This window comes from Nonomuraea thailandensis (assembly GCF_024172165.1).
Taxonomy (GTDB): Bacteria; Actinomycetota; Actinomycetes; order Streptosporangiales; family Streptosporangiaceae; genus Nonomuraea; species Nonomuraea thailandensis.
Genome location: NZ_JAMZEB010000002.1, coordinates 11,046,450 through 11,066,393, shown reverse-complemented (window position 1 = coordinate 11,066,393; position 19,944 = coordinate 11,046,450). Strand labels below are relative to the sequence as shown.

Annotated in this window: 18 protein-coding genes; 7 read left to right on the top strand and 11 right to left on the bottom strand. The window is 72.9% G+C overall.

What is annotated here, in order from left to right:
• The first annotated feature begins 64 nt into the window (after positions 1-64).
• From HD597_RS55405 to HD597_RS55395, 3 genes are all read left to right on the top strand, one after another.
• A complete protein-coding gene (locus tag HD597_RS55405; protein WP_253756290.1) occupies positions 65-577 on the top strand; it encodes an RNA polymerase sigma factor in 513 nt (170 codons plus the stop codon).
• Positions 577-1,590 carry a CU044_5270 family protein gene (locus HD597_RS55400; RefSeq protein WP_253756288.1) on the top strand — a complete coding sequence of 338 codons (1,014 nt, stop codon included), beginning with the start codon at positions 577-579 and terminating at the stop codon, positions 1,588-1,590. The genes HD597_RS55405 and HD597_RS55400 overlap by 1 nt, the downstream gene beginning before the upstream one ends.
• A 132-nt stretch (positions 1,591-1,722) precedes the next feature.
• Positions 1,723-3,099, top strand: a complete 1,377-nt coding sequence (locus HD597_RS55395) for a cytochrome b (RefSeq protein ID WP_253756286.1) — start codon at positions 1,723-1,725, stop codon at positions 3,097-3,099.
• A 49-nt stretch (positions 3,100-3,148) separates the two neighbouring features.
• Here HD597_RS55395 and HD597_RS55390 read toward each other — a convergent pair whose 3' ends face one another.
• From HD597_RS55390 to HD597_RS55360, 7 genes are all read right to left on the bottom strand, one after another.
• Positions 3,149-4,507 (bottom strand): MFS transporter, encoded by a 1,359-nt coding sequence (locus tag HD597_RS55390; protein ID WP_253756284.1) that lies wholly within the window; start codon positions 4,505-4,507, stop codon positions 3,149-3,151.
• Between the two features lie 172 nt (positions 4,508-4,679).
• Positions 4,680-5,732 (bottom strand): vWA domain-containing protein, encoded by a 1,053-nt coding sequence (locus tag HD597_RS55385; RefSeq protein WP_253756282.1) that lies wholly within the window; start codon positions 5,730-5,732, stop codon positions 4,680-4,682.
• On the bottom strand, positions 5,733-6,695 hold the full coding sequence (locus HD597_RS55380) for a VWA domain-containing protein (RefSeq protein WP_253756280.1): 963 nt from the start codon (positions 6,693-6,695) through the stop codon (positions 5,733-5,735). It abuts the gene before it with no gap.
• Between the two features lie 91 nt (positions 6,696-6,786).
• The gene (locus HD597_RS55375; RefSeq protein WP_253756278.1) at positions 6,787-7,671 is read right to left on the bottom strand and encodes a DUF58 domain-containing protein; all 885 of its coding nucleotides are present in this window, start codon (positions 7,669-7,671) and stop codon (positions 6,787-6,789) included.
• Between the two features lie 6 nt (positions 7,672-7,677).
• Positions 7,678-8,655 (bottom strand): AAA family ATPase, encoded by a 978-nt coding sequence (locus HD597_RS55370; protein WP_253756276.1) that lies wholly within the window; start codon positions 8,653-8,655, stop codon positions 7,678-7,680.
• Positions 8,652-9,452: a S1C family serine protease gene (locus HD597_RS55365; RefSeq protein WP_253756274.1), complete on the bottom strand. Its 801-nt coding sequence runs from the start codon at positions 9,450-9,452 to the stop codon at positions 8,652-8,654. The genes HD597_RS55370 and HD597_RS55365 overlap by 4 nt, the downstream gene beginning before the upstream one ends.
• A 68-nt stretch (positions 9,453-9,520) precedes the next feature.
• Positions 9,521-10,306: an SDR family NAD(P)-dependent oxidoreductase gene (locus HD597_RS55360; protein WP_253756272.1), complete on the bottom strand. Its 786-nt coding sequence runs from the start codon at positions 10,304-10,306 to the stop codon at positions 9,521-9,523.
• Positions 10,307-10,417: 111 nt separating this feature from the next.
• On the opposite strand from HD597_RS55360, the gene HD597_RS55355 reads away from it, so the two are divergent.
• Positions 10,418-11,053: a class I SAM-dependent DNA methyltransferase gene (locus tag HD597_RS55355; protein ID WP_253756270.1), complete on the top strand. Its 636-nt coding sequence runs from the start codon at positions 10,418-10,420 to the stop codon at positions 11,051-11,053.
• Between the two features lie 40 nt (positions 11,054-11,093).
• Positions 11,094-11,369, top strand: a complete 276-nt coding sequence (locus HD597_RS55350) for a hypothetical protein (RefSeq protein WP_253756268.1) — start codon at positions 11,094-11,096, stop codon at positions 11,367-11,369.
• Between the two features lie 55 nt (positions 11,370-11,424).
• Here HD597_RS55350 and HD597_RS55345 read toward each other — a convergent pair whose 3' ends face one another.
• Both HD597_RS55345 and HD597_RS55340 read right to left on the bottom strand, forming a co-directional pair.
• Positions 11,425-12,543, bottom strand: coding sequence for a HesA/MoeB/ThiF family protein (locus tag HD597_RS55345; RefSeq protein ID WP_253756266.1), 1,119 nt, complete (start codon positions 12,541-12,543; stop codon positions 11,425-11,427).
• A 242-nt stretch (positions 12,544-12,785) separates the two neighbouring features.
• The gene (locus HD597_RS55340) at positions 12,786-13,550 is read right to left on the bottom strand and encodes a protein kinase family protein (RefSeq protein WP_253756264.1); all 765 of its coding nucleotides are present in this window, start codon (positions 13,548-13,550) and stop codon (positions 12,786-12,788) included.
• Between the two features lie 173 nt (positions 13,551-13,723).
• Between HD597_RS55340 and HD597_RS55335 the strand changes: the two genes are divergently transcribed.
• Positions 13,724-15,619 carry a protein kinase domain-containing protein gene (locus tag HD597_RS55335; RefSeq protein WP_253756262.1) on the top strand — a complete coding sequence of 632 codons (1,896 nt, stop codon included), beginning with the start codon at positions 13,724-13,726 and terminating at the stop codon, positions 15,617-15,619.
• 193 nt (positions 15,620-15,812) lie between these two features.
• Complete coding sequence (locus tag HD597_RS55330; RefSeq protein ID WP_253756260.1) at positions 15,813-17,453, top strand: S1 family peptidase; 1,641 nt, start codon at positions 15,813-15,815, stop codon at positions 17,451-17,453.
• On the opposite strand, the gene HD597_RS55325 is transcribed toward HD597_RS55330, so the two are convergent.
• Together HD597_RS55325 and HD597_RS55320 are read right to left on the bottom strand one after the other, a co-directional pair.
• Positions 17,411-18,652: a hypothetical protein gene (locus HD597_RS55325; protein ID WP_253756258.1), complete on the bottom strand. Its 1,242-nt coding sequence runs from the start codon at positions 18,650-18,652 to the stop codon at positions 17,411-17,413. The two genes, HD597_RS55330 and HD597_RS55325, sit on opposite strands and share 43 nt — an antisense overlap.
• Positions 18,649-19,920 carry an ABC transporter substrate-binding protein gene (locus HD597_RS55320; protein ID WP_253756256.1) on the bottom strand — a complete coding sequence of 424 codons (1,272 nt, stop codon included), beginning with the start codon at positions 19,918-19,920 and terminating at the stop codon, positions 18,649-18,651. The genes HD597_RS55325 and HD597_RS55320 overlap by 4 nt, the downstream gene beginning before the upstream one ends.
• Between the last annotated feature and the right edge of the window lie 24 nt (positions 19,921-19,944).

Below are 19,944 nucleotides of genomic sequence, written 5' to 3'. Positions count from 1 at the left end.
TTTCGCGGAAGGCCGGGCTCCCAGCGGGCAAGTACGGATGTCCTTCTCATCCGGGAGCCCCTGAGTGATCCTTGCCCCTGACACGTTCGAAGCGGTCTTCGACGCCCACTACGAGGAGATCCGCCGCTATCTCGGCCGCCGGGTCGGTCTCGACGTGGCGGAGGATCTCGCGGCCGAGACCTTCCTGATCGCCTTCGACCGGCGCGCGGCGTTCGACCCGTCGTACGGCGCGGTCAGACCCTGGCTGTACGGCATCGCCACCAACCTGATCGGCCGGCACCGGCGCGCGGAGCTGCGCCGCTACCGGGCGCTGGCCAGGAGCGGGCCACCACCCGACGACGACGGCTCCCACGATCGGCTGGTCGACCGGCTGACCGCCGAAGTGACGGTGGGACGGCTGGCCGAGGCGCTGGCCGGGCTCTCGGCCGGGGAGCGGGACGTGGTGCTGCTGGTCGCGTACGGCGGGCTGAACTACGCGGAGGTGGCCACCGCCTTGGGGATCGCCGAGGGAACGGTCGCCTCGCGGCTGAACAGGGCCAGGGCCAAGCTGCGCGCGACGCTGGGAGTGGAGGCGTGATGAGGGAGTTCGAGTTCATCGACCGGGTGATGCCGGACGTCCCGCCGCCCGCGCCTGAGCAGGTGGCCGCCGTGCGCGCCCGGCTCGCCCAGCGCGCCGCCTCCCCGGCCCGGCGCCGCCGGCCGCTGGGCGGGTGGAAGGGCATGGCGCTGGCCGCGGCCGCCGTGATCCTCGTGATCGGCGCGGTCGCGGTCCTGCTGCCGCCGCCCGCGCCCGCCCCGGTCGCCACCACGCCCCGGCAACTGCTGGAGGCGGCGGCCGACAGGCTGGCGGCGCAGCCGCACACCGTCCTGCGCTACTGGCGGCAGGACACCGAGCAGATCGCCAGGACCAAGGGCGACGGCGGTTACCTCGTCGAGGAACGCAGCCGGGACGTGATCGCCTTCGGGCGGGATCGCGACTGGTACACCTGGCACGAAGCCGTCTCGGCCGAGCCGTACGACGCCGAGGCCGCCGAGGCGTGGCGGCGCGCCGGCTCCCCCCGGCTCTGCCCGGCCCGCGGCTGCGACCCCGGCCTGCCCGCGTACGCGGGCCGCTCGATGGACCGCCCGCTGGCGGTGGCGCCCGGCTGGACGGCGACGCTGCCGGAGCTGCTCGCGCTGCCCAGGGAGCCGGCCGCGCTCAGGAGGGAGCTGCTCGAACACGCCCAGGACACCGCGGGCGCGCCCCCGGAGGAGTGGCTGGCGCAGGCCGCCCGCCGGCTCGTCGTGGAGTTCCCCGTCACCCCGGGCACCCAGGCGGCGGCCTATCGCCTGCTGGCCGGGCTGCCCGGGATCGGCGTGCGCGGCGACGTCCGCGATCCGGCCGGCCGCCGGGCGGTGACGCTGGAGCTGCCGACGCGCGGCGTCGTACGCGTCCAGCTCGTCATCGACCCCGGCAGCGGCGCGTTGCGAGCGGTGCGGCAGGTGGCCGAGGAGATCCCGCACGTGGTCACCGTCATCGTGAGCAGGGGCTGGACCGATGCCCGGCCGGTGCCGCCGTCCGGCTGCCGGGGCTGCTCGGGCCGGTACTGAACGGCGTGAGGGCGGGCGTGGTCACGCCCGCCCTCAGGAAGTGACGTGTCTCACCGTCGGCGGGCGCCACATCCACGTCACACTCCGGGCCCCGGGCGCGTCTTCTGTGTAGGCAAGGTAAGGGGGCCCAGGATGCGCTCGTTGTCGGCCAAACGCCGTACTTTCCAGTTCTCGCATTGGTCGTTCATGTTCGCCGAGATCGCCGTCTGGTCGTTCGTCGTCCTGCTGGTGACCGGCGCGCTGCTGATGCTGGTCTACGACCCGAGCATGTCGCAGGTGACCTACGACGGCTCGTACGGGCCGCTGCGCGGGCTCCTCGTCAGCGAGGCCTACGACTCGACCATGCGCCTCAGCCTGGAGGTGCGCGGCGGTCTGCTCATCCGGCAGATGCACCACTGGGCGGCGCTCGTCTTCGTGGCGGCCGTCGTGCTGCAACTGCTGCGCATGTTCCTCACCGGCGCGTTCCGCCGGCCGCGCACCGCGCAGTGGCTGATCTGGGTGACGCTGCTCGCACTCGGCATGGCCGCGGGCGAGACCGGCAACGCCCTGCCCGACGACATGCTGTCGGGCGGCAGCCTGTGGCTGATGCTGTCGGTAGCGCAGTCGATCCCGGTGGTGGGCTCGTGGGCGACGTCGCTGCTGTTCGGCCCCGGCTTCCCCGGTGACCAGATCATCCCCGTCCTGTACGCGGGGCACCTGATCATCCCGGCCGTCATGGCGGCCCTGCTGATCGGCCGCGAGCTGCTGGTGCGGCGCAACGGCCACTCGCGCTTCGTCGCCACGCTGCCGGGGCGGCGCAGCGCCCGCCCGATGATGGCGACCGCGACGGTCGGCATGCTGATCATCCTCGGGTTCGGGTTCCAGATCGCCCCGATCTGGCTGTACGGCCCGGCCAAGCCGACGCAGATCTCGGCGGGCTCGGTCCCCGACTGGTACATGGGCTTCCTCGACGGCGCGCTGCGCATCATGCCGGGGTGGGAGCTCACGCTCGGCGACTACACGCTCAGCCTCGCGGTCCTCGTCCCGACTCTGGTGATCCCCGGGGTGTTCTTCACCGCCCTGGCCGCCTACCCGACGGCCGAGCGGCTGGTCCTGAGGTGGCGCGGGCGCCGCGACGCGCTGGGCCGGCCCAAGACCGCGAGCCGCATGGCCCGCGAGACGGCCGCCCGTGACGTGCTCGACCGGCCGCGTGACACGCCGGTGAAGACGGCCATCGCGGCCGCCGGGGTCGCGTTCTACGGCCTGCTGTGGGCGGCGGCGGCCAACGACCAGCTCGCCCACCAGTTCGACCTCAACGTCAACACGGTGACGGTGTTCTTCAGGTACGCCGTGGTCATCGGCCCGGTCGTCGCCTTCGCCGTCACCCGGTGGATCTGCCTCGGGCTGCAGCAGTCGGACCGCCACGTGGCCGAGCACGGCGTGGAGACGGGGATCATCACGCGGTCGGCGGACGGCGGCTTCCACGAGGTGCTGGAGCCGCGGGAGCCGGCGATCACCGGGCGCCGGTGACGCGGGACGGGGCCGCACCGCCATGGCCGGGCGGTGCGGCCCCGTTCACTCATGACGTTTCGTCACGCCCCGCGAGCAGCAGACCGGCGGCTGCCATCGCCACCCCGGCCAACGCGTAGAGGAAGGCGGCGCGGAAGCCGCCGACCCCCGCGGTGCCGGCGGCCACGCCCACCAGGACCGCGAGCCCGAGCGCGCCACCGAGCTGGTCCACCGAGCGCTGCACGCCCGCCGCGGCTCCTGCGTCGCTGTCGGTGACGCCGTGCAGCGCGGCGTTCTGCAGGGCGATCAGGCCGAGGCCCATCCCGGCCGCGATGCCGGCCATGCCCGGCAGCACGTCCACGGCGTACGTGCCCTGGTCGGGCAGGCGCGCCAGCCAGCCGAGACCCGCCGCCGTGCACGCCAGCCCCACCAGCGCGGTGCGCCGCACGCCGAGGGCGCCGATGAGCCTGGACACCTGGGAGACGGCCAGGAACAGCGCCGCGCAGAACGGCAGGAAGGCCAGCCCTGCCCGCATCGGGCCGAACCCCAGCACGTCCTGCAGATAGAGCGTGAGCAGGAAGAACGCGGTGGACAGCGCCGCGCTCAGCAGCACGGTCACGGCGTTGGCCACGGCCCTGACGCGGTGGCGGAAGAACGACAGCGGGACGAGCGGGTTCCCGGTCCGAGCCTCGACGATCACGAAGGCGGCCAGCAGCAGCACGCCCGCCACCACGGCCGCGGGCCTCGCCTCCAGCACGCCGTACACGAGGCTGAGCGGGCCGGCCGTCAGCAGCGCGGCGCCCGGCAGGTCCAGCCGCCCGGCGCGGGCGGCCGGCCGGTCGGCCGGCACCAGCTTCGGGGTGATCAGCAGCACGGCGGCGGCGAGCGGCACGTTGATGCCGAAGATCCAGCGCCAGTGCAGCAGCTCGGTGATGACTCCCGACAGCAGCACGCCGGCCACGAGTCCTCCGGAGGAGATGGCGCCCCAGATGCCCAGCGCCCTGGCCCGTTCCGCGGGCTCGGGGAAGAGCAGCGCGATCAGCGACATCGCGGCGGGCGAGGCCAGCGCCTCACCCGCGCCCTGGGCGAAGCGGGCGGCGACCAGCGCGGGCAGGCTGGGCGCCAGCCCGGCGGCCAGCGAGGCCAGCGCGAACAGGGCGGCGCCGAGCAGGAACATCCTGCGCCGGCCGAGCAGGTCGGTGACCCTGCCGCCGAGCAGCAGCAGCCCACCGCCGACCAGGGTGTAGCCGGTGACGACCCAGGACAGGGAGGTGACCGGGGCGTCGAACCGCGCGCCGATGGCCGGCAGCGCCACGTTGACGACGGTGACGTCGATGGCGATGAGGAACTGCAGGAGGGAGAGGAGCGCGAGGGCCGTCATCCGGCGCCCCGCGGGCACGCCGGCGCGTGCCTCGGAGTGGGTGTTCACGAAGTGGGTCTCCAGGTAGCGGGACTTCGCGACCGCAGGGGTCGCAAGGGCGCTTCCGTGCCGGTACGGCGATCCGGCCGCAGCGGCCTCGGCCGGTGCGGCTACGCCGTGAAACGGCACACCTGGAACTATTCGGTGACAGCGATACCCACGTCGTGGAGCTTAGCAAGGGTCAGCGGGCCGGGGTGCGTGGCCGGTTCCACCACAGGGAGAGTGACAGGGCCGCGGTGATGAGGACCGCGCCGCCGGCGGCGAACGCGGCGGCGGTGTCGACCTGCTGCCGGACGACGGTGAAGCTGCCGGGCAGGGAGTTGAGCGCGGTCTGGAGCTGGACGGCGTTCTCGGCGCGGTGGTAGGAGCCGCCGGTGGTCTGGGCGATCCGCTTGAGCGCGGGCTCGTCGATCAGGCGCACGTTGCGGCCGCCCCGGTCGAATCCGCCGCGCCCGCGGCCCCAGCCGCCCCAGCCGCCGTCGACCTGGGAGCTGTCGCAGACCATCGGGGCCGGATTCGTGGTGCCGAAGCCGATGGTGAAGACGCGCAGGCGGCGCGCGGCCGCCTCCTGGGCGGCGGTCTGCGGGTCCACGCCCTGGGTGTTGGCGCCGTCGGTGAGCACGACGATGGCGGCGCTCGCGTAGCCCTCGCCGGCCTCGCCGGTGGGGGTCGCCCCGGTAGGGGGAACCGACGGGTCCACGTCCGAGATCGCGTCGATCGAGGCGAGCACGGCCTGTCCGATCGCGGTGCCGCGGTACGTGGTGAGGTTGTCCAGCGCCTCGATCAGCGCGTCGGTGTCGTCGGTGGGCGGGACGAGCAGGCCGGCGGTGCCCGCGAAGGTGACCAGGCCGATGCGCGGCCCGTCCCGCTGCGACTCGATGAAGTCCGCGGCGGCCTTCCTGGCGGCGGTGAGGCGGTTGGGGTCGACGTCCGTGGAGCACATGGAGCCGGAGGTGTCGAGCGCGAGCAGGATCGTCGCCGACGTCTGCGACACCGGCACCGACGCCTGCGGCCGCGCGGCTCCGACCGCGAGCAGCGCGAGCCCGGCGACGAGCAGCGCCGGGGGGACCACGCGGGTCCAGCGCGTCCGGCCGGGCAGGGCGGTGCGGACGAGCGCGATCGAGGTGACCCGCACGGCGGCCCGCCGGCGGCGGCGCCGCGCCCACCAGCGAATCGCGAAGATCAGCGGGATGATCAGGACCGACAGCAGCGCCCACGGCCATGAGAACGTCATTCAGATCACCCGTCCCGATCGCAGCACGGTGAGCGCCGCTCCCGCGGTGAGCAGTACGAGGGCGAGCCCGATCAGCCCGCCGGCGAGAGGCAGCGGCTCGTCGGAGACGGTGAGCCGCAGATCGATCGTGTCGGCGATCCCGTCGAGCCGCGTGGCGTCGGAGGCGGGGTGGTAGCCGCCGCCGGTGGTCTCCGCGATCAGGGTGAGGGCGTCCTCCTCCAGCGACGTCTGCAGGTGGAACCCGTCCACCTGCACCGTCGCCCCGGCCGTCGTGCCCACGCCGACGGTGTGGATGTGCACGCCCGCCTTCTGAGCCACCTCGGCCGCCTTCTCGACGTCCCCGTCCGCGGTCCGGTCCCGGTCCTGGCCGTCGGAGAACATCACGATCGTCGCCGACGGCCAGTAGCCGATGTCGGGCGCGTCGCCGTCGCGGCCGATGGCCACCTGCTTGCCGGTGATCGCCGACAGGGAGCCCATGATGGCCGTGCCCAGCGAGGTGTCGCCGGTGACCCGCAGCCGTTCGATGGCCTTGAGCGCGATGGAGTGGTCGGCGTCCGGACGGGCGGCGGTGAGCGCGCCCCGCTCGAAGGCGACCACGCCGATGTCGACGCTGGCGGGCTGCGCCGCGACGAACGCGCGGGCCGCCCGCTGCGCCGCCGCCAGCCGGTTGGGCGCGATGTCGTCGGCGCCCATGCTGTTGGAGACGTCGATGGCCAGGATGACGGTGCCCGCGGCGCGCGGGACCGGCACCATCGCCGTCGGGCCCGAGGTGGCGATCGCCAGCACTCCGACGCCGGCGATCGTCAGGCCGACGCCGAGGTAGGCGCGCCGGCCGCCCGGCACGGCGACCCCGGCCGCGGCGAGCGCCGCCGCGCGGCGGCGGGCCGAGACGACGGCCGCCCAGGCGAGCGCCGCCGTGACGAGCAGCCCGGCCACGAGCAGCAGCGGGGACGACAGAGTCATCGCGCCTCCTCCGCCGAGCCCCCGAGGCCGGTCACGGCGTCGGTCACGGCGTCGGTCACAGCGTCCGTCACAGCGTCGGTCACGGCGTCGGTCATGGCGACCGGTCCCGGGTTCTGGCGACGACCTCGACGAGCGCCTCGGCCAGGTCGCGGTCGGTGTCGACGCGGTGGACGGGCACCCCGGCCCTGCGCATGCCCGCCGCGAGCCGGGCGTCGCGGGCGTTCACGGCCTCGCGGAAGCGCACCCGCAGCAGCGGGTCGGCGGAGTCGACGACGAGCTGCTCCCCCGTCTCGGCGTCCTCGACCACGATCAGGCCCGCTTCCGGCAGCACGTCGTCGGCCGTGTCCACGATCCGCAGGGCGACCACCTCGTGCCGCCTGGCCAGGCGCTGGAGCGAGCGTTCCCAGTCACCGTCGCCGATGAAGTCCGACAGCACGACGATGAGCGCCCGGCGGCGGGCCAGCCGCCCGGCGGCGTCGAGCATCTCCGCCAGGTCGGTGGTGGCGCCACCGTGCGACTCGGCGGTGCGCTCCAGCTCTGCGCCGATCCGCAGCGTGTGCCGCCGGGTGGTGCCGGGCGGCACGACCCGCACCATCCCGGTGTCGAACAGCAGCGCGCCGACGCGGTTGCCGCCCCGCCCGAACAGCCGGGCCAGGACGAGGGCGAGCTCGGCCAGCACGTCGTGCTTGCCGCGGCCCGGCCGCCCGGCCGCCATCGACGCCGACCGGTCGAGCACCAGCCACACCGTCAGCTCGCGGTCCTCGGTGAACACCCGCAGGTGCGGCTCGTCCAGCCGGGCGGTGACGTTCCAGTCGATGTGCCGGGCGTCGTCGCCCTCGTCGTAGGGGCGCAACCCGGTGAAGTCGATGCCGGCGCCGCGGTACGTGGTGCGGTGGGCGCCCTGGAGCCGGCCGTCGAGCCTGCGGACGACCTTCCACTCCAGGCGGAGCAGGAGTTTCTCGGGGGCGGTGGCCATGGCGGCTCAGCGGTTCTGCAGGACGACGTCGGGCGCCCTGACGGCCCCGAGCACCCTGGTGACGATGGTGTCGGCGTCGACGTCGTCCGCGAGGGCCTCGTACGACAGCACGAGGCGGTGGCGGAGCACGTCGAGCGCGAGCTCGGCCAGGTCGTGCGGCAGGACGTAGTCGCGTCCGCGCAGGAACGCCAGTGCCCTGGCGCCGGTGACGAGCGCGATGGAGGCGCGCGGGCTGGCCCCGTACGTGACGTACCGCTCCAGCTCGCCGAGCCCGGCCGTCGCCGGGGAGCGCGTCACGGACACCAGCCGCACCGCGTAGTCCACGATCGCCGGATCGACGTACACCTCCCGCGCCCGCACCCGCATCGCCATCAGCTCCTCGGCCGTCAGCATCGGCTGCGGCGTTTCCGGCGGGCGCAGCGCCCGGTCCACGATCGCCTGCTCCTCGGCCTGCGTCGGATAGTCGACGACCACCTTCATCATGAAGCGGTCGACCTGCGCCTCGGGCAGCGGATAGGTGCCCTCCGACTCGATCGGGTTCTCCGTCGCCATGACCAGGAACGGCTCGGGCACGCGGAACGTCTCGCGCCCGATCGTCACCTGATGCTCCTGCATCACCTCCAGCAGGGCGCTCTGCACCTTGGCGGGGGCGCGGTTGATCTCGTCCGCCAGCAGCAGGTTCGCGAAGACCGGGCCGAGCTCCGTCCTGAACTCCCCGGAGTGCTGGTGGTAGACCCGCGTGCCGACGAGGTCGGCGGGCACCAGGTCGGGCGTGAACTGGACGCGCTGGAAGCTCCCGGCGATCGCGGCGGCCAGCGACCGCACCGCGAGCGTCTTGGCCAGCCCCGGCACGCCCTCGACGAGCAGGTGCCCGTCGGCGACCAGCGCGACCGCCATGCGCTCCAGCAGCACGTCCTGCCCGACGATCGTGCGCTTGACCTCGAACAGGACCTGTTCGAGCGGATGAGATTCGGTCGAGGTCATGCGATCCCTTCGGTCATATCCGGGGCCCGGGGGGGGCCGTCGCCTTCGTCTCCGCCCAGGGCCGCGCCGATCGGCACCGCGAACGCGATGCCGGCGAACGCCTCGTCGCCGCCCGGGTCGGCGATCGAGACGACGATCCCTATCAGCAGGCCGCGGGCGTCCAGGAGGGGGCCGCCGGAGCTGCCGGGGTTCACGGAGGCGTCGAACTGGATGAGCCCGCTCAGGTCGCCCTTCTCCGCCGACCGGTCCAGACCCGACACGACGCCGGTGGAGACGCTGTACGTCAGCCCCAGAGGGTTGCCGATCGCCACGACGGGCGCGCCCACGGCCACGCCGCCGCCGAGCGTCGCGGGGACGACGATCTCCGGCAGCTTCGCGGGCTTGAGCGTCGCGACGTCCCGCTCGGGGTCGGCCGACGTGAGCGCGGCCTTCGCCTTCGTGCCGTCGGCGAACGTCAGGTTGACGTCCTTGGCGCCCTTGACGACGTGGTGCGCGGTCAGCACGGTGCCGTCGTCGGCCGCGATCACCCCGGTGCCGAGCGACTCCCCGGCCTGGATGACCACCACCGACGGCCCGACCCTCTTGTAGACGTCGGGCACGGTGAGCGTCGCGCTGGGTGTCGGCGTGGGGCTCGGCCTGGGCGCGGCCTGCTCGCCGCGTCCGCCCGCGCTGCCCAGCCAGTACGCCAGCGCCGCGACGACGACGAGCGCACCGGCCCCCACGACCGACCGCCGAGCCCTCCCGGCCCCGGCCTTGCGAGCCTCGGCCGCACCGGCCTCCTGCGGCACGTGCTCCATCGCTCCATCGTCATAAAAGTCAGCTCAAAGTGCCACAAACTCCACCTGAGAACTCCATGAGAACCACGTCAGCTCGCCTGGAGCTCGGCCAGCAGGTCCTGGGAGTAGGCGATGCGGCCCGTGAGCTCCGCCGCCGGGCGGTGGCACAGGGCCAGGGCGGCATCGGCCATGACCTCGGGAGGCTCGTTGTCGGGGGCGTCGTCGGTGGTGAGGCGGTGGAAGAGGGTGCCCGGGGTGGGGACGACCTGGTTCGGCGACAGCGCGTTCACGGCGATGCCGTCGGCGTAGAGCTCGGCGGCCAGGCCGGTGGTGAAACGTTCGAGCGCGGCCTTGCACATGCCGTACACCGTGCCGCCGAAACCGGCGTACGGGCCGGGCGGGAAGGTCGGATGGCGGGCGGCGATCGAGGAGATGTTGAGTATCCAGCCCGCGCCGCGCTCCCGCATGCCGGGGATGACCAGCCGGGCGAGGTGGAAGGGCGCGTTCACCTGCACCTCGAACATCAGGTCGTAGCGGCGGTCGGTGAACTCGGAGACGGGGGTGAAGTAGGTGACGGCGGCGTTGTTGACCAGGATGTCGACCGTGCCGTACCGCTCTTCCGCGGCCTGGACGAGGGCCTGCCTGTCCTGCTCGCGCGACAGGTCGGTGGGCTGGGCGAAGGCGGTGCCGCCGGCCGCCTCGATCCGCGCGACGGTGTCGCCGATCGTCCCTTCGAGGCGGCTCTGCGACGCCTCGACGGTACGGGCCGCGGCGACGACCTTCGCGCCCTCGGCGGCCAGCCGTTCGGCTATGGCGGCCCCGATGCCCCTGCTCGCTCCGGTGACGACCGCGACCTTGCCTTCCAGTACGCCCATGGCTGTCCTCCTGGACCCTCGCCGGCCTAGCCTCCATCGCGATACTAGAACGATATTCAGTTGTTTCACCCTCGGACGGGCATGCGGAAAACCGGGCTAGCATCGTCCGCCATGACCGACTCTTCCACCTATCTGACTGTCACCTCGCAGGCCTACGACGCCGTCGCCGGCCTCTACGCCGAGCTCGTCCGGGGCGAGCCGAAGCTGCCGCTGGAGCGCGCGATCGTGGCCGCGTTCGCCGACTCCGTGCGGGCCGCGGGCGGCGGGACCGTGATCGAGGTGGGGTGCGGGCCAGGGCACATGACGGCGCACCTGCGAGAGCTGGGGCTGACCGCCTTCGGGATCGACCTGTCGCCGGCGATGATCGGTCTTGCCCGGGAAAGCCATCCCGAGCTGCGCTTCGAGGTCGGTTCGATGGACGCGCTGGAGGTCGCCGACGGTGAGCTCGGCGGCATCCTGTCGTGGTACTCGATCATCCACACGCCGCCGGAGGAGCTGCCGCCGTACTTCGCCGAGTTCCGGCGGGTGCTCGCGCCCGGCGGACATCTGCTGCTCGGGTTCTTCGAGGCGGAGGGCGGGCCGGTGACGCCCTTCGACCACAAGGTGACGACCGCTTACCGGTGGCCGATCGACGACCTGGTGAAGCTGGCGGTGGAGGCCGGGTTCGCGGAGGTCGGGCGGATGTCGCGGGAGCCACTGGCGGAGGAGCGGCAGTTCCGCCGGGGCCACCTGCTGCTGCGCGGCTGAGCCTGCCGGACCGGTCGCGAACGTGACAGGATCGACCGCCATGGGTGCCAAAGTCGTGGCGGTCGTCGCCCTGATCCTGATCGGCTCCGGCCTTCTCACCGGGTTCCTTCCCGTCACGTCGGGCGGGCAGGCCTGCGGGTCGGCGTTCGCCGAGGCCGCGCCGGACGAGACCGCGATCGCCTTCTACCCGGACGACGGCTGTACGGACGTCCGGAGCCTCGTGCGGATCCCGGCGATCGTGCTCCTGGCGGCCGGCGGCGCGACGCTCTGCGCCGCCGGGATGCTGCGCTGGCGGATCAGCCTGGCCAGAGGCTGAGCCCCACCTCACCTCTCCGGCTCCCCGCCCTCGGTGCGGTGCTGCGCGTACACGATCAGGGGTTCGGCGGGAGACCGCACGTCGGGCAGTCGGGCCGCTGCGGGATCGTCCGCGAGCGGATCTCCAGCGGCCAGAAGTCCACCTCGCCCCACCGGTCGCCGAGCGCCGGCGGCAGCCCCGCCAGGATGCGGACCGCCTCCCAGGCCAGGATGTTGCCGACGAGGCCGGACAGCGCCCCCATCGCGCCCGCCTTGTCCCGCTTGCCCACGACGGTCTCCATGCCGTCCCGCCCGTGGTCGGCGAACGTCTCGGCGCGTACGCAGGCCCAGCAGGCGGTCCTGCCGGGGATGATCGAGGTGCCGAGGACGCCGATGTGGTAGGCGTAACCCGTCCCCATGATGTGCGGGATGTCCGGCCAGCACGCCTCGCTCACCCAGCCGGCCACGTCGTTCGGGGTGGGCAGGTCGGCCGCGTTGATGACGATGTCGGCGCCCTTGACCACGTCGGCGAGGTCGCCGGCGCCGCCGATGCGCCGCGCCACGGCCTCCACCTCGATGAACGGATTGACCTCGCGCAGCCGGGCGGCCGCCGCGTCCGCCTTGGGCACGCCCAGGTCGGCCATCCCGAACAGCACCTGCCGGGTGAGGTTCGAGACCTCGACCCGGTCGAAGTCGCACAGGCGGATCCGCCCGACGCCCGCGCCGGCCAGCGCGAGCGCCACCCAGCCGCCCAGCCCGCCGACCCCGCAGACGACGGCGGTCGCGTCGGCCAGCCGCCGCTGGAGCGCGGCCCCGCTCGTCTCCGGCGACCAGCCCTGGTCGCAGAAGTCCTGGAACAGCCGTAGCTGCCGGTCGTAGAATTCGGCCCGCGCGGTGCCTAAAAGGCGAAATTCCCGCTCCGGGGCGGCGACCCGGCTCAACAGCCCTTCGCGCTCCAGGATTTGCACGACTTCCGCCACCCGCTCCCACGCGTCGGGACGCCCGCCACAGGCCAGAGCGCCGATCTCGGCGATGGTGCGGGTGCCGTCGAGAAGCACCACCACGTCTTTCACGAATTCGTCGCAGGCGAATCTCTTCACGGTCCGGTCGGCCAGGCACAGGAACAGCAGCGTGCCGCCGTCCGCCTGCACGATGACGCTGTCGCGCAGGCGTGGGCGCGATGCGGTGTCGGCCACGGACATGCCTCCTACGGGGATGTGGGTGAAGCGGAATGCCTCACCCACAGGACGCTACCCGAGCCGGCGTTTCAGTTTCCGTGGGAGTTCGACGCGGTCACCGCCCCGACGCGCAGCGGGACTTCTTCCACCTTCACCATCACCGGGCGTCGTTCCATCGCTACCCTTTCTCCTCTGATATTCTCCCGCGCATATCATGCCGAGTTCGCGGTTGCCTGACAAAGGCTCTTACTCGGCATTCCTCAACGAGAAAACTCGTCGAGTTCGCGGACGGCCTGATCGAGCTCGTCGGCCACCCCGCGCCGCAGCAGCCGCGCGTAGAGCCCCTCGCCCTGGTGGCCGAGCCGCCGGATCAGCGCGGCCCGCTCGGCCATCTGCACCTGCACGGCCCTGACGAGCGCCTCGGGCCGGCCCGTCCACCCGTAGGCGTCCAGGAAGCGCCGCAACCTGGCGGGCCGGGCCTCGAACGCGGTGAACCCCGTCGAGGCGTCCACGTGCCGGGCGTGCAGCGGCACCCAGCAGTGCGCCACCAGCGCCACCTCGGCGTCCACCGTGGTCGGCCCGGCGAAGTCCCAGTCGAAGAAGCCGGTCAGCCGCCCCGCGCGGTAGGCGGCGTTGGCCGGGCCTGCGTCGTTGTGCCCGATGATCAGGCCCGGCGACCAGCGCCTTCCCGAGCGCCAGCGCGCGTCCGGGGGCGGCACGAAGTCGGCCACGGCCTCGTGGTAGGCACGCAGCCACCGCGCCACCTGCACGAGCGTGCCCTCAGTGCGGGTCCACGACGGCCACACCGCAGCGTCCCCCATGGTGTCGCCCTCCAGGTACGTGAGCACCTCGTACCCGCCCTGGTCGACGCCCAGCACCCGGGGAGCCCCCTCGAACCCCTTGCGCTCCAGGTGGCGCAGCAGTTCGTGGACCGAGGCCGTCCACTCCCGGACCGGCCGCCGGACGGTGGCGCCCACGCGGACCGCGCCCCCGTCGTTCCCCCCGCCGAGCGGTTCCCCCGTCATGAGGAAATCGTGCCTGGCGACCTGACCCCCATCAAGGCCACGGGGAACGGCGGGCGGTGTACGTCGCGGGAACACGCGCGAGGTGGCGATTTTCCTCCGCAGAGTGGCCGATCACGGGAAGATGGCACCGAAAGGCGCAATCCGGCCCGCACCGCGATCCGAGTAAGGGTGCCATGATCGATCAAGGCGCAGTCCTTCCCCTCGGCCACGAGGATCCCCGGCAGATCGCCCAGTACGCCGTCGAAGGACGTCTCGGCGCGGGCGGTCAGGGAGTCGTCTACCTCGGCCGCGGCCCGGACGGGCGACCGGTCGCCGTCAAGGTGCTCAAGGCCATGCAGGGCCGCGACCGCTTCGAGCGCGAGGTGGCCGCGGCGCGCCGCGTCCCGCAGGCGCACACCGCCGCGATCCTGGACGCCGACGTCCTGGGCGAGCGGCCCTACATCGTCAGCGAGTACGTGCCCGGGCTGTCGCTGCAGGCGGCGGTGGAGCGCAACGGCGTCTTCACCGGCCACGTGCTGGAGCGGCTGGCCACCCACACCATCACCGCGCTGGCCGCCATCCACGGCGCGCGGGTCGTGCACCGGGACTTCAAGCCGGCCAACGTGCTGATCGGGCCGGACGGGCCGCGCGTGGTGGACTTCGGCATCGCCCATGCCCTGGAGTCCGGCGGGCACATGACGAGTTCCCTGCTGGGGACGCCGCCGTACATGTCTCCCGAGCAACTGAACGAGCAGCCCGCCGGCCCGCACACGGACGTGTTCGCCTGGGCGGCGACGATGGTGTTCGCCGCGACCGGCCGGCCGCCCTTCGGCCAGGGGCCGTTCGCCGCGGTGGCCCACCGCATCCTGCACGGAGCCCCGAACCTGGAGGGCGTGCCCGCGCCGCTGCACGACGTGCTCGCGCGCTGCCTGGCCAAGGATCCGGCGGAGCGGCCGTCCTCTCTCCAGGTGCTGCAGTCGCTGATCGGCCACGGCACCGTGGTGGAGCCGGAGCTCCCGCGCCTCGCCCTCCAGCAGGCGCGCCCGCCCGACGGGCCGGCACCTGGCCCCGCACATGGCCCGGTCGATGGGCCGATCGGCGGGCCGGTCAGCGGGCGGGCCGGGGGGCGGGCCGGGAAGCCGGGCGGTGGGCCGGGCGAGCCGCCCACCGCGCCGGCGAGGAGGCGCACGGGCCTGCTGATCGGCGCCGTCTCCGCCGTGCTGGTCGTCTTCACGGCCTGCTCGGTCGCGATCCTGCGGTACGCGGGCGCGGACGACGCCGAGCCCGCCGCCTCCGGGCCCACCGGGCCCGCCACCTCCGAGCACGCCGATCCCGGCGCCTCCGGGCACGCCGACCCCGTCGCCTCGGGGGACGCGGAGCCCGGCACGACGGCTCCAGCGGCGCCGGCCGGGACGCGCAACCGCTGGCTGCTCGGCGAGGGCGCCGGCATGCGCGCCGCCGACTCGGCAGGCGGCGCGGAGCTGGTGCTGCGCCCCGGCGCCCGCTGGGACGCCCGGCCGCCCGCGCCGGGGCGGAACGCGCTGCTGTTCGACGGCGTCAAGGGCTACGCGGCGACCGAGACCGCGGCGGCCGTCGATCCGGCGCGCAGCTTCACCGTCGCGGCCCTGGCCCGCATCGACCGGCTCCCGGCGGCCTCCGACTTCGCCGCCGTGCTGAGCCAGGACTCGACCGAGGACGTCTTCTCCTACACCCTCCAGCACATGAGCTGCACCGCGCCGGGCAAGCCCGACCTCTTCTGCCCGGGCAAGGGTTCGTACTGGGCGTTCTCGGTGCACGAGACCGGAAGCTTCGAAGCGGAACGGGCCGTGGCCGCCACCGGCGCCGAGCTCCGGACATGGGCGCGGATCACGGCGGTCCACGACCGGCAGGCCGGCGAGATCCGGATCTACGTCAACGGCCGCCTGGAAGGCATCAGGGCACTGACCAGACCGGTACGCCGCGCCTCCGGCCCCTTCTACCTGGGGCGCGCCACGTACGTCACCCCCGTGGACTTCTGGCCGGGCGCGATCGCCGACGTGGCGATCTGGGATCGCGCGCTGTCGGACGAGGAGATCAGCGCCCTTGGTTGAGTCTCGAAATATAAATCTAGACAAACCGGACATTGCGCCGTTAGCCTGAGGGCGCTCCAGTTGGGGGCCAACTGGAGCACCAAACTTCACCCATCCGCTCGGGCCTGGCAGCCGGGTTACCAGTCGGCTCCAAGCCATGGACAAGAGCACCCCCTCACCATCTCCGTACGTGAGCGGATATTTCAGGAAAAGGTTGACGAAGATCGCCGCCGTCGCGGCGGCCATCGTGACGGTGGCGCTGCCCGCCGCCCCCGCGGCCGCCGACGACGCGCCCGACGAGCGGCCGGACGTGTCCGTCGGCACCTGGCTGGCGGCGCGTACGCAGCCCGCGGTCCAGCTGACGAGCTTCACCTACACCGGCACGGTCGCCGTCCCGACCAGCACGATCAACGAGACCGCGTTCAACGGGCTGACGCAGCAGGCCGTCGAGGCGGTGCAGGCCGGCAAGATCTCCTCGGACGAGCGCAGCATCGCCAAGTGGCTCTTCCAGCGGATCGCCGCCGACGTCGACACCTACCTCACCGAGACCACTCCGGAACGCACGGTCGAGGCCGAGGTCGGCGGCCTGTGCACCGGCTGGTGGGTCACGCCCGACGGCTACATGGTGACCGGCGCCCACTGCGTCCAGGTCGGCGAGACCGAGCTCAGTCAGCTCTTCGCGCAGCAGGCGCTGGCCAAGTTCAACGAGCAGGACGCCAAGGAGATCATCTCCGGGCTCCAGGGCATCGAGGCCGACGAGGAGATCCTGAAGCTCGCGCAGCAGATCTACGTCACGTTCAACACCGGCCACATGAAGATCCGCAACCTGCAGCAGAGCCTGTCGGTGCTGCAGAGCCTGCCGGGCGGCGGCGTGGACAAGACCGCCAAGGCGACCCCGGCCGAGCTGGTCTCGGTGGGCGAGAGCTACCCCGGCAAGGACTTCGCGCTGCTCAAGGTCAACGGCCAGCAGAACCTGCCGACCGTCCCGCTCGGCGAGGACGCCGACGTGCGCACCGGCGACACGCTGTACATCAGCGGCTTCCCCGGCCTGGTGACGAACACGCCGTTCTTCAGCCTGGAGTCGAGGCTGGAGCCGGCGCTGACCGAGGGCCCGTACAACGCCAAGCGCGCCACCCAGACCGGCGTGCCGTACATCCAGACGCAGGCGCCGTCCTACCAGGGCAACTCCGGCGGCCCGGTGTTCAGCAAGGACGGCAAGGTCATCGGCATGCTGATCGCCGGCACGGTGAGCGAGGGCGGCGAGGCCTCGGAGAGCGAGAGCTTCGTGCTGCCGGTGAGCATCATCAAGGAGAAGCTCGGCGAGAAGAACGTCAAGCCCGCCCAGGGCGTGACCACCACCCGCTACAACGAGGCGCTCAACGACTACTTCCGCAACTACTACGAGGACGCGCTGCCCAAGTTCCGCGAGGTGCAGGCGCTCTTCCCGAACCACCCGTACGTGGCCAAGTACATCAGCGACACGCAGGCGGCGATCTCGGCGGGCAAGGACGAGTCGCCCCGGCCGATCCTCATGTGGGTGCTGATCGGAGCCGGCGCGCTGCTCGTGATCGTGCTCGCCGTGGTGCTGGCGAAGGTGCTCGGCCGGCGCCGCCGCCGCGCCGTCGCGGCGCACGCCCCGTACGGCGCGGTGCCGACGCCGCCGTGGCCGCAGCACCCCCTTCCGGCGGGCCAGGCCCAGGTCTCTCCCCCGGTCCCGCCGGCCTACCAGCCGTACGGGTACAACGGCTCCAACCACGGTCACGGGCCGCAGGCGGGGCAGCCGTACCTGGGCGACCAGACGCGCGACGTGCGCTACGGCCAGTTCTCGCCCCCGCGGGACGGTCGCCCCTCCTGAACGTCCGCCTTCCTGACCGCTTCCAGGGTGGCCGACAGCTCGGCCTCCGGCACGAAATGGCCGAAGGTGTCGTTCGCGAAGAAGGACACCCCGGCCACGGACCCGGCGTGCGCCGCCAGCACCTCGCGCTGGTAGAGGTAGGTACGCCGGTCGTCCAGATACGTCCTGTACCAGTACCAGGGATCCACGAAGTCGAGCCCGAGCAGCGGCCGCGGCCCGCCGAGCGCGGCCTTGCTCAGCAGGTTCGGCACGATCTCGGTGCGCTCGACGAGCACGGCGAACGTGCTGACCAGGATCGCGTCGAGCGAGCGGTAGGCGGCGTCGGTCATGCCCCACGCCTCCCGCTCCACCTCGGCCCGCCAGTAGGTGTCCATCCAGTAGACGAGCCGGTCTCCCATGGCCTCCCGCAGCCGGAGGAAGAACCGCTCGATCCCGGCCGACCGCTCCGGCGTGAGCGGCGGCGCGTTGTCCGGGTGCCAGAACCCGACCAGGCCGAACTGGTTGCCGAGCATGACCCCGTCCAGCCCGAAGTCGGCCGTGAACGCGGCCGTCTGCGCGGCCACGAAGTCCCCGGCCGCCAGCCCGGCCTCGATGCCGCCGGGGTAGGCGGCGTACGGGCGGGGGTCGGCCGCGAGCGGCGCGGTCACGTCGACGACGCCCGGCACGATGTGCCCGCCGGCGTCGGCGGTGCCGGTCGCTGCCTCCGGGTGCCGCTCCGTCTTCCACTCGCTGCGGCAGAACTCGGGGCCCGGCTCCAGGTACTCCAGCAGGCTCACCCGCAGGCCGCGCCGCTCGGCCTCGGCGCGCACGGCCGCGTAGAGGCCGGCCAGCGTCCGGTAGTCCATCGGCTGCTCGGACAGCACGAACATGGGCCCGGCCGAGTACGGGTTGAACGAGCGCTCGCCCCCGTCGCGCACCCTGGCCAGCCAGTCGCGGTTGTGCGCCCTCGTCGCGGCGGCGGGCCCGCCGGGCGCCAGCGCGAAGCAGTTGTAGCGGGCCCAGTCGAAGCGGTGGTCCCAGGCGTCGAGGCCGGCGTAGTTGAGCACGTGGTCGCCGTTGCCGGCGCAGAACACGATCGTGACGGGCCGGTCGGCCAGCCAGTCGGCGTGGTGGTCGAAGAAGGCCGCCACCCCCGGGCCCGGATCGTCCAGATCGTCGAAGATCTTGGGGGTGATCCAGAGGCAGGCTTCCAGGTTCACTTGGCCTCCCCGAACGCCTTGTCCATGCGGCCGAGCAGGGTCGGCACGTCGATCGTCCCGTTGAACAGCTCCTGCACGGAGGTCAGGTGCTCCTGCTGCACCTTCGGGCCGGGCCAGCCCTGGTCCGGGTAGAGGGTGGACTTCCCGTTCCTGACGGCTTCGAGCACCGGCTGCTGGAGCGCGTCGGGCTGGAAGGACGGGCTGGACAGCGCCGGGCTGCTGCCCGACTCCGTGGCGTACAGGGCCTGGCCTTCCGGGGAGGCGAGGAACTGCATGAACTTCTTGGCCAGGGCCGGGTTCTTGGCCTTGGCGTTGACGCCGTACACGATGCCGACCGACACCGGCAGGTAGGTCGCCTCGGCACTGTCCGTGGCCGGGAACGGGGTCATCGAGAACGTGGTGCCCTGCGGCGCGGAGTTGAGCGCCGACTGCACGGCGGACAGCACGTGCACGGCGCCCAGCGCCTTGCCCTGGCCGAGGAGCTGCATCTGCTCGTCGTAGCCGACGCCGTTGGGGCTGTCGTTGAAGCAGCCGGAGTCGCGCAGTTGCAGGTACTGCTCCATGGCCCGCTTCCACTCCGACTTGGCGAAGCTGGCTTGGCCGTCCCGCTGCTGCTGGGTGAACTGCGGGTTCGGGCCGTAGACGAGGGAGGCGGTCAGCGCGTACGGGACGAGCTGGGTCACCCACGCCGACTTCAGGCCGAGCGCGAACGCCACGACCCCCTTGTCCTTGGCGTCCTTGCAGAACGCGAGCACCTCGGGCCAGGTCGTGGGCTTGCTCAGGCCGGTCCTGGCCAGCGCCTGGTCGTTCCACACGGCTCCGATGGCGCCGATCGTCACCGGGACGGCCACCACCTTGCCCGCCGGGTCGGTGGTGACGGCCTTGAGGTCGGCGCTCAGGCCGCTCGCCCAGCCCTCGCCCGACAGGTCCATCAGCATGCCGTCGGCGCCGAGGTCGCGCACGGCCATGGTGTTGCCGCCGCCCGGCCACATGCGGAACACGTCGGGGGCCGTGCCCGAGGAGAGCTGGGTGCGGAGCTGCTGCTGGTAGGAGGCGTCGTCCTCGGTGAACGTGGTCTTGACGGTGACGCCCGGGTTGGCCTTCTCGAACGCGTCCACGGCGGCCTGGGCGGGGCCCTGCCCGGCGGCGGCGAAGGTGAGGACCTGCTCGCCGGGGGTGGCGGTGGTCTGGCCTCCCGAGGTCGAGCAGGCGCCTGCCGCGACCGCGAGGCAGCAGGCGGAGGCGAGCGTTTTGACGATCTTCTTCATGACGAACTCCAATGGGGGGTGGAA

What these genes read in the sequence shown, in the direction of transcription:
- HD597_RS55350 (WP_253756268.1), top strand. Translation starts at nt 11,094, where the DNA reads ATGGGTGCCAAAGTCGTGGCGGTCGTCGCCCTGATCCTGATCGGCTCC.
- HD597_RS55395 (WP_253756286.1), top strand. Translation starts at nt 1,723, where the DNA reads ATGCGCTCGTTGTCGGCCAAACGCCGTACTTTCCAGTTCTCGCATTGG.
- HD597_RS55355 (WP_253756270.1), top strand. Translation starts at nt 10,418, where the DNA reads ATGACCGACTCTTCCACCTATCTGACTGTCACCTCGCAGGCCTACGAC.
- HD597_RS55375 (WP_253756278.1), bottom strand. Translation starts at nt 7,671, where the DNA reads ATGGCCACCGCCCCCGAGAAACTCCTGCTCCGCCTGGAGTGGAAGGTC.
- HD597_RS55335 (WP_253756262.1), top strand. Translation starts at nt 13,724, where the DNA reads ATGATCGATCAAGGCGCAGTCCTTCCCCTCGGCCACGAGGATCCCCGG.
- HD597_RS55365 (WP_253756274.1), bottom strand. Translation starts at nt 9,452, where the DNA reads ATGGAGCACGTGCCGCAGGAGGCCGGTGCGGCCGAGGCTCGCAAGGCC.
- HD597_RS55385 (WP_253756282.1), bottom strand. Translation starts at nt 5,732, where the DNA reads ATGACGTTCTCATGGCCGTGGGCGCTGCTGTCGGTCCTGATCATCCCG.
- HD597_RS55380 (WP_253756280.1), bottom strand. Translation starts at nt 6,695, where the DNA reads ATGACTCTGTCGTCCCCGCTGCTGCTCGTGGCCGGGCTGCTCGTCACG.
- HD597_RS55320 (WP_253756256.1), bottom strand. Translation starts at nt 19,920, where the DNA reads ATGAAGAAGATCGTCAAAACGCTCGCCTCCGCCTGCTGCCTCGCGGTC.
- HD597_RS55340 (WP_253756264.1), bottom strand. Translation starts at nt 13,550, where the DNA reads ATGACGGGGGAACCGCTCGGCGGGGGGAACGACGGGGGCGCGGTCCGC.
- HD597_RS55360 (WP_253756272.1), bottom strand. Translation starts at nt 10,306, where the DNA reads ATGGGCGTACTGGAAGGCAAGGTCGCGGTCGTCACCGGAGCGAGCAGG.
- HD597_RS55400 (WP_253756288.1), top strand. Translation starts at nt 577, where the DNA reads ATGAGGGAGTTCGAGTTCATCGACCGGGTGATGCCGGACGTCCCGCCG.
- HD597_RS55370 (WP_253756276.1), bottom strand. Translation starts at nt 8,655, where the DNA reads ATGACCTCGACCGAATCTCATCCGCTCGAACAGGTCCTGTTCGAGGTC.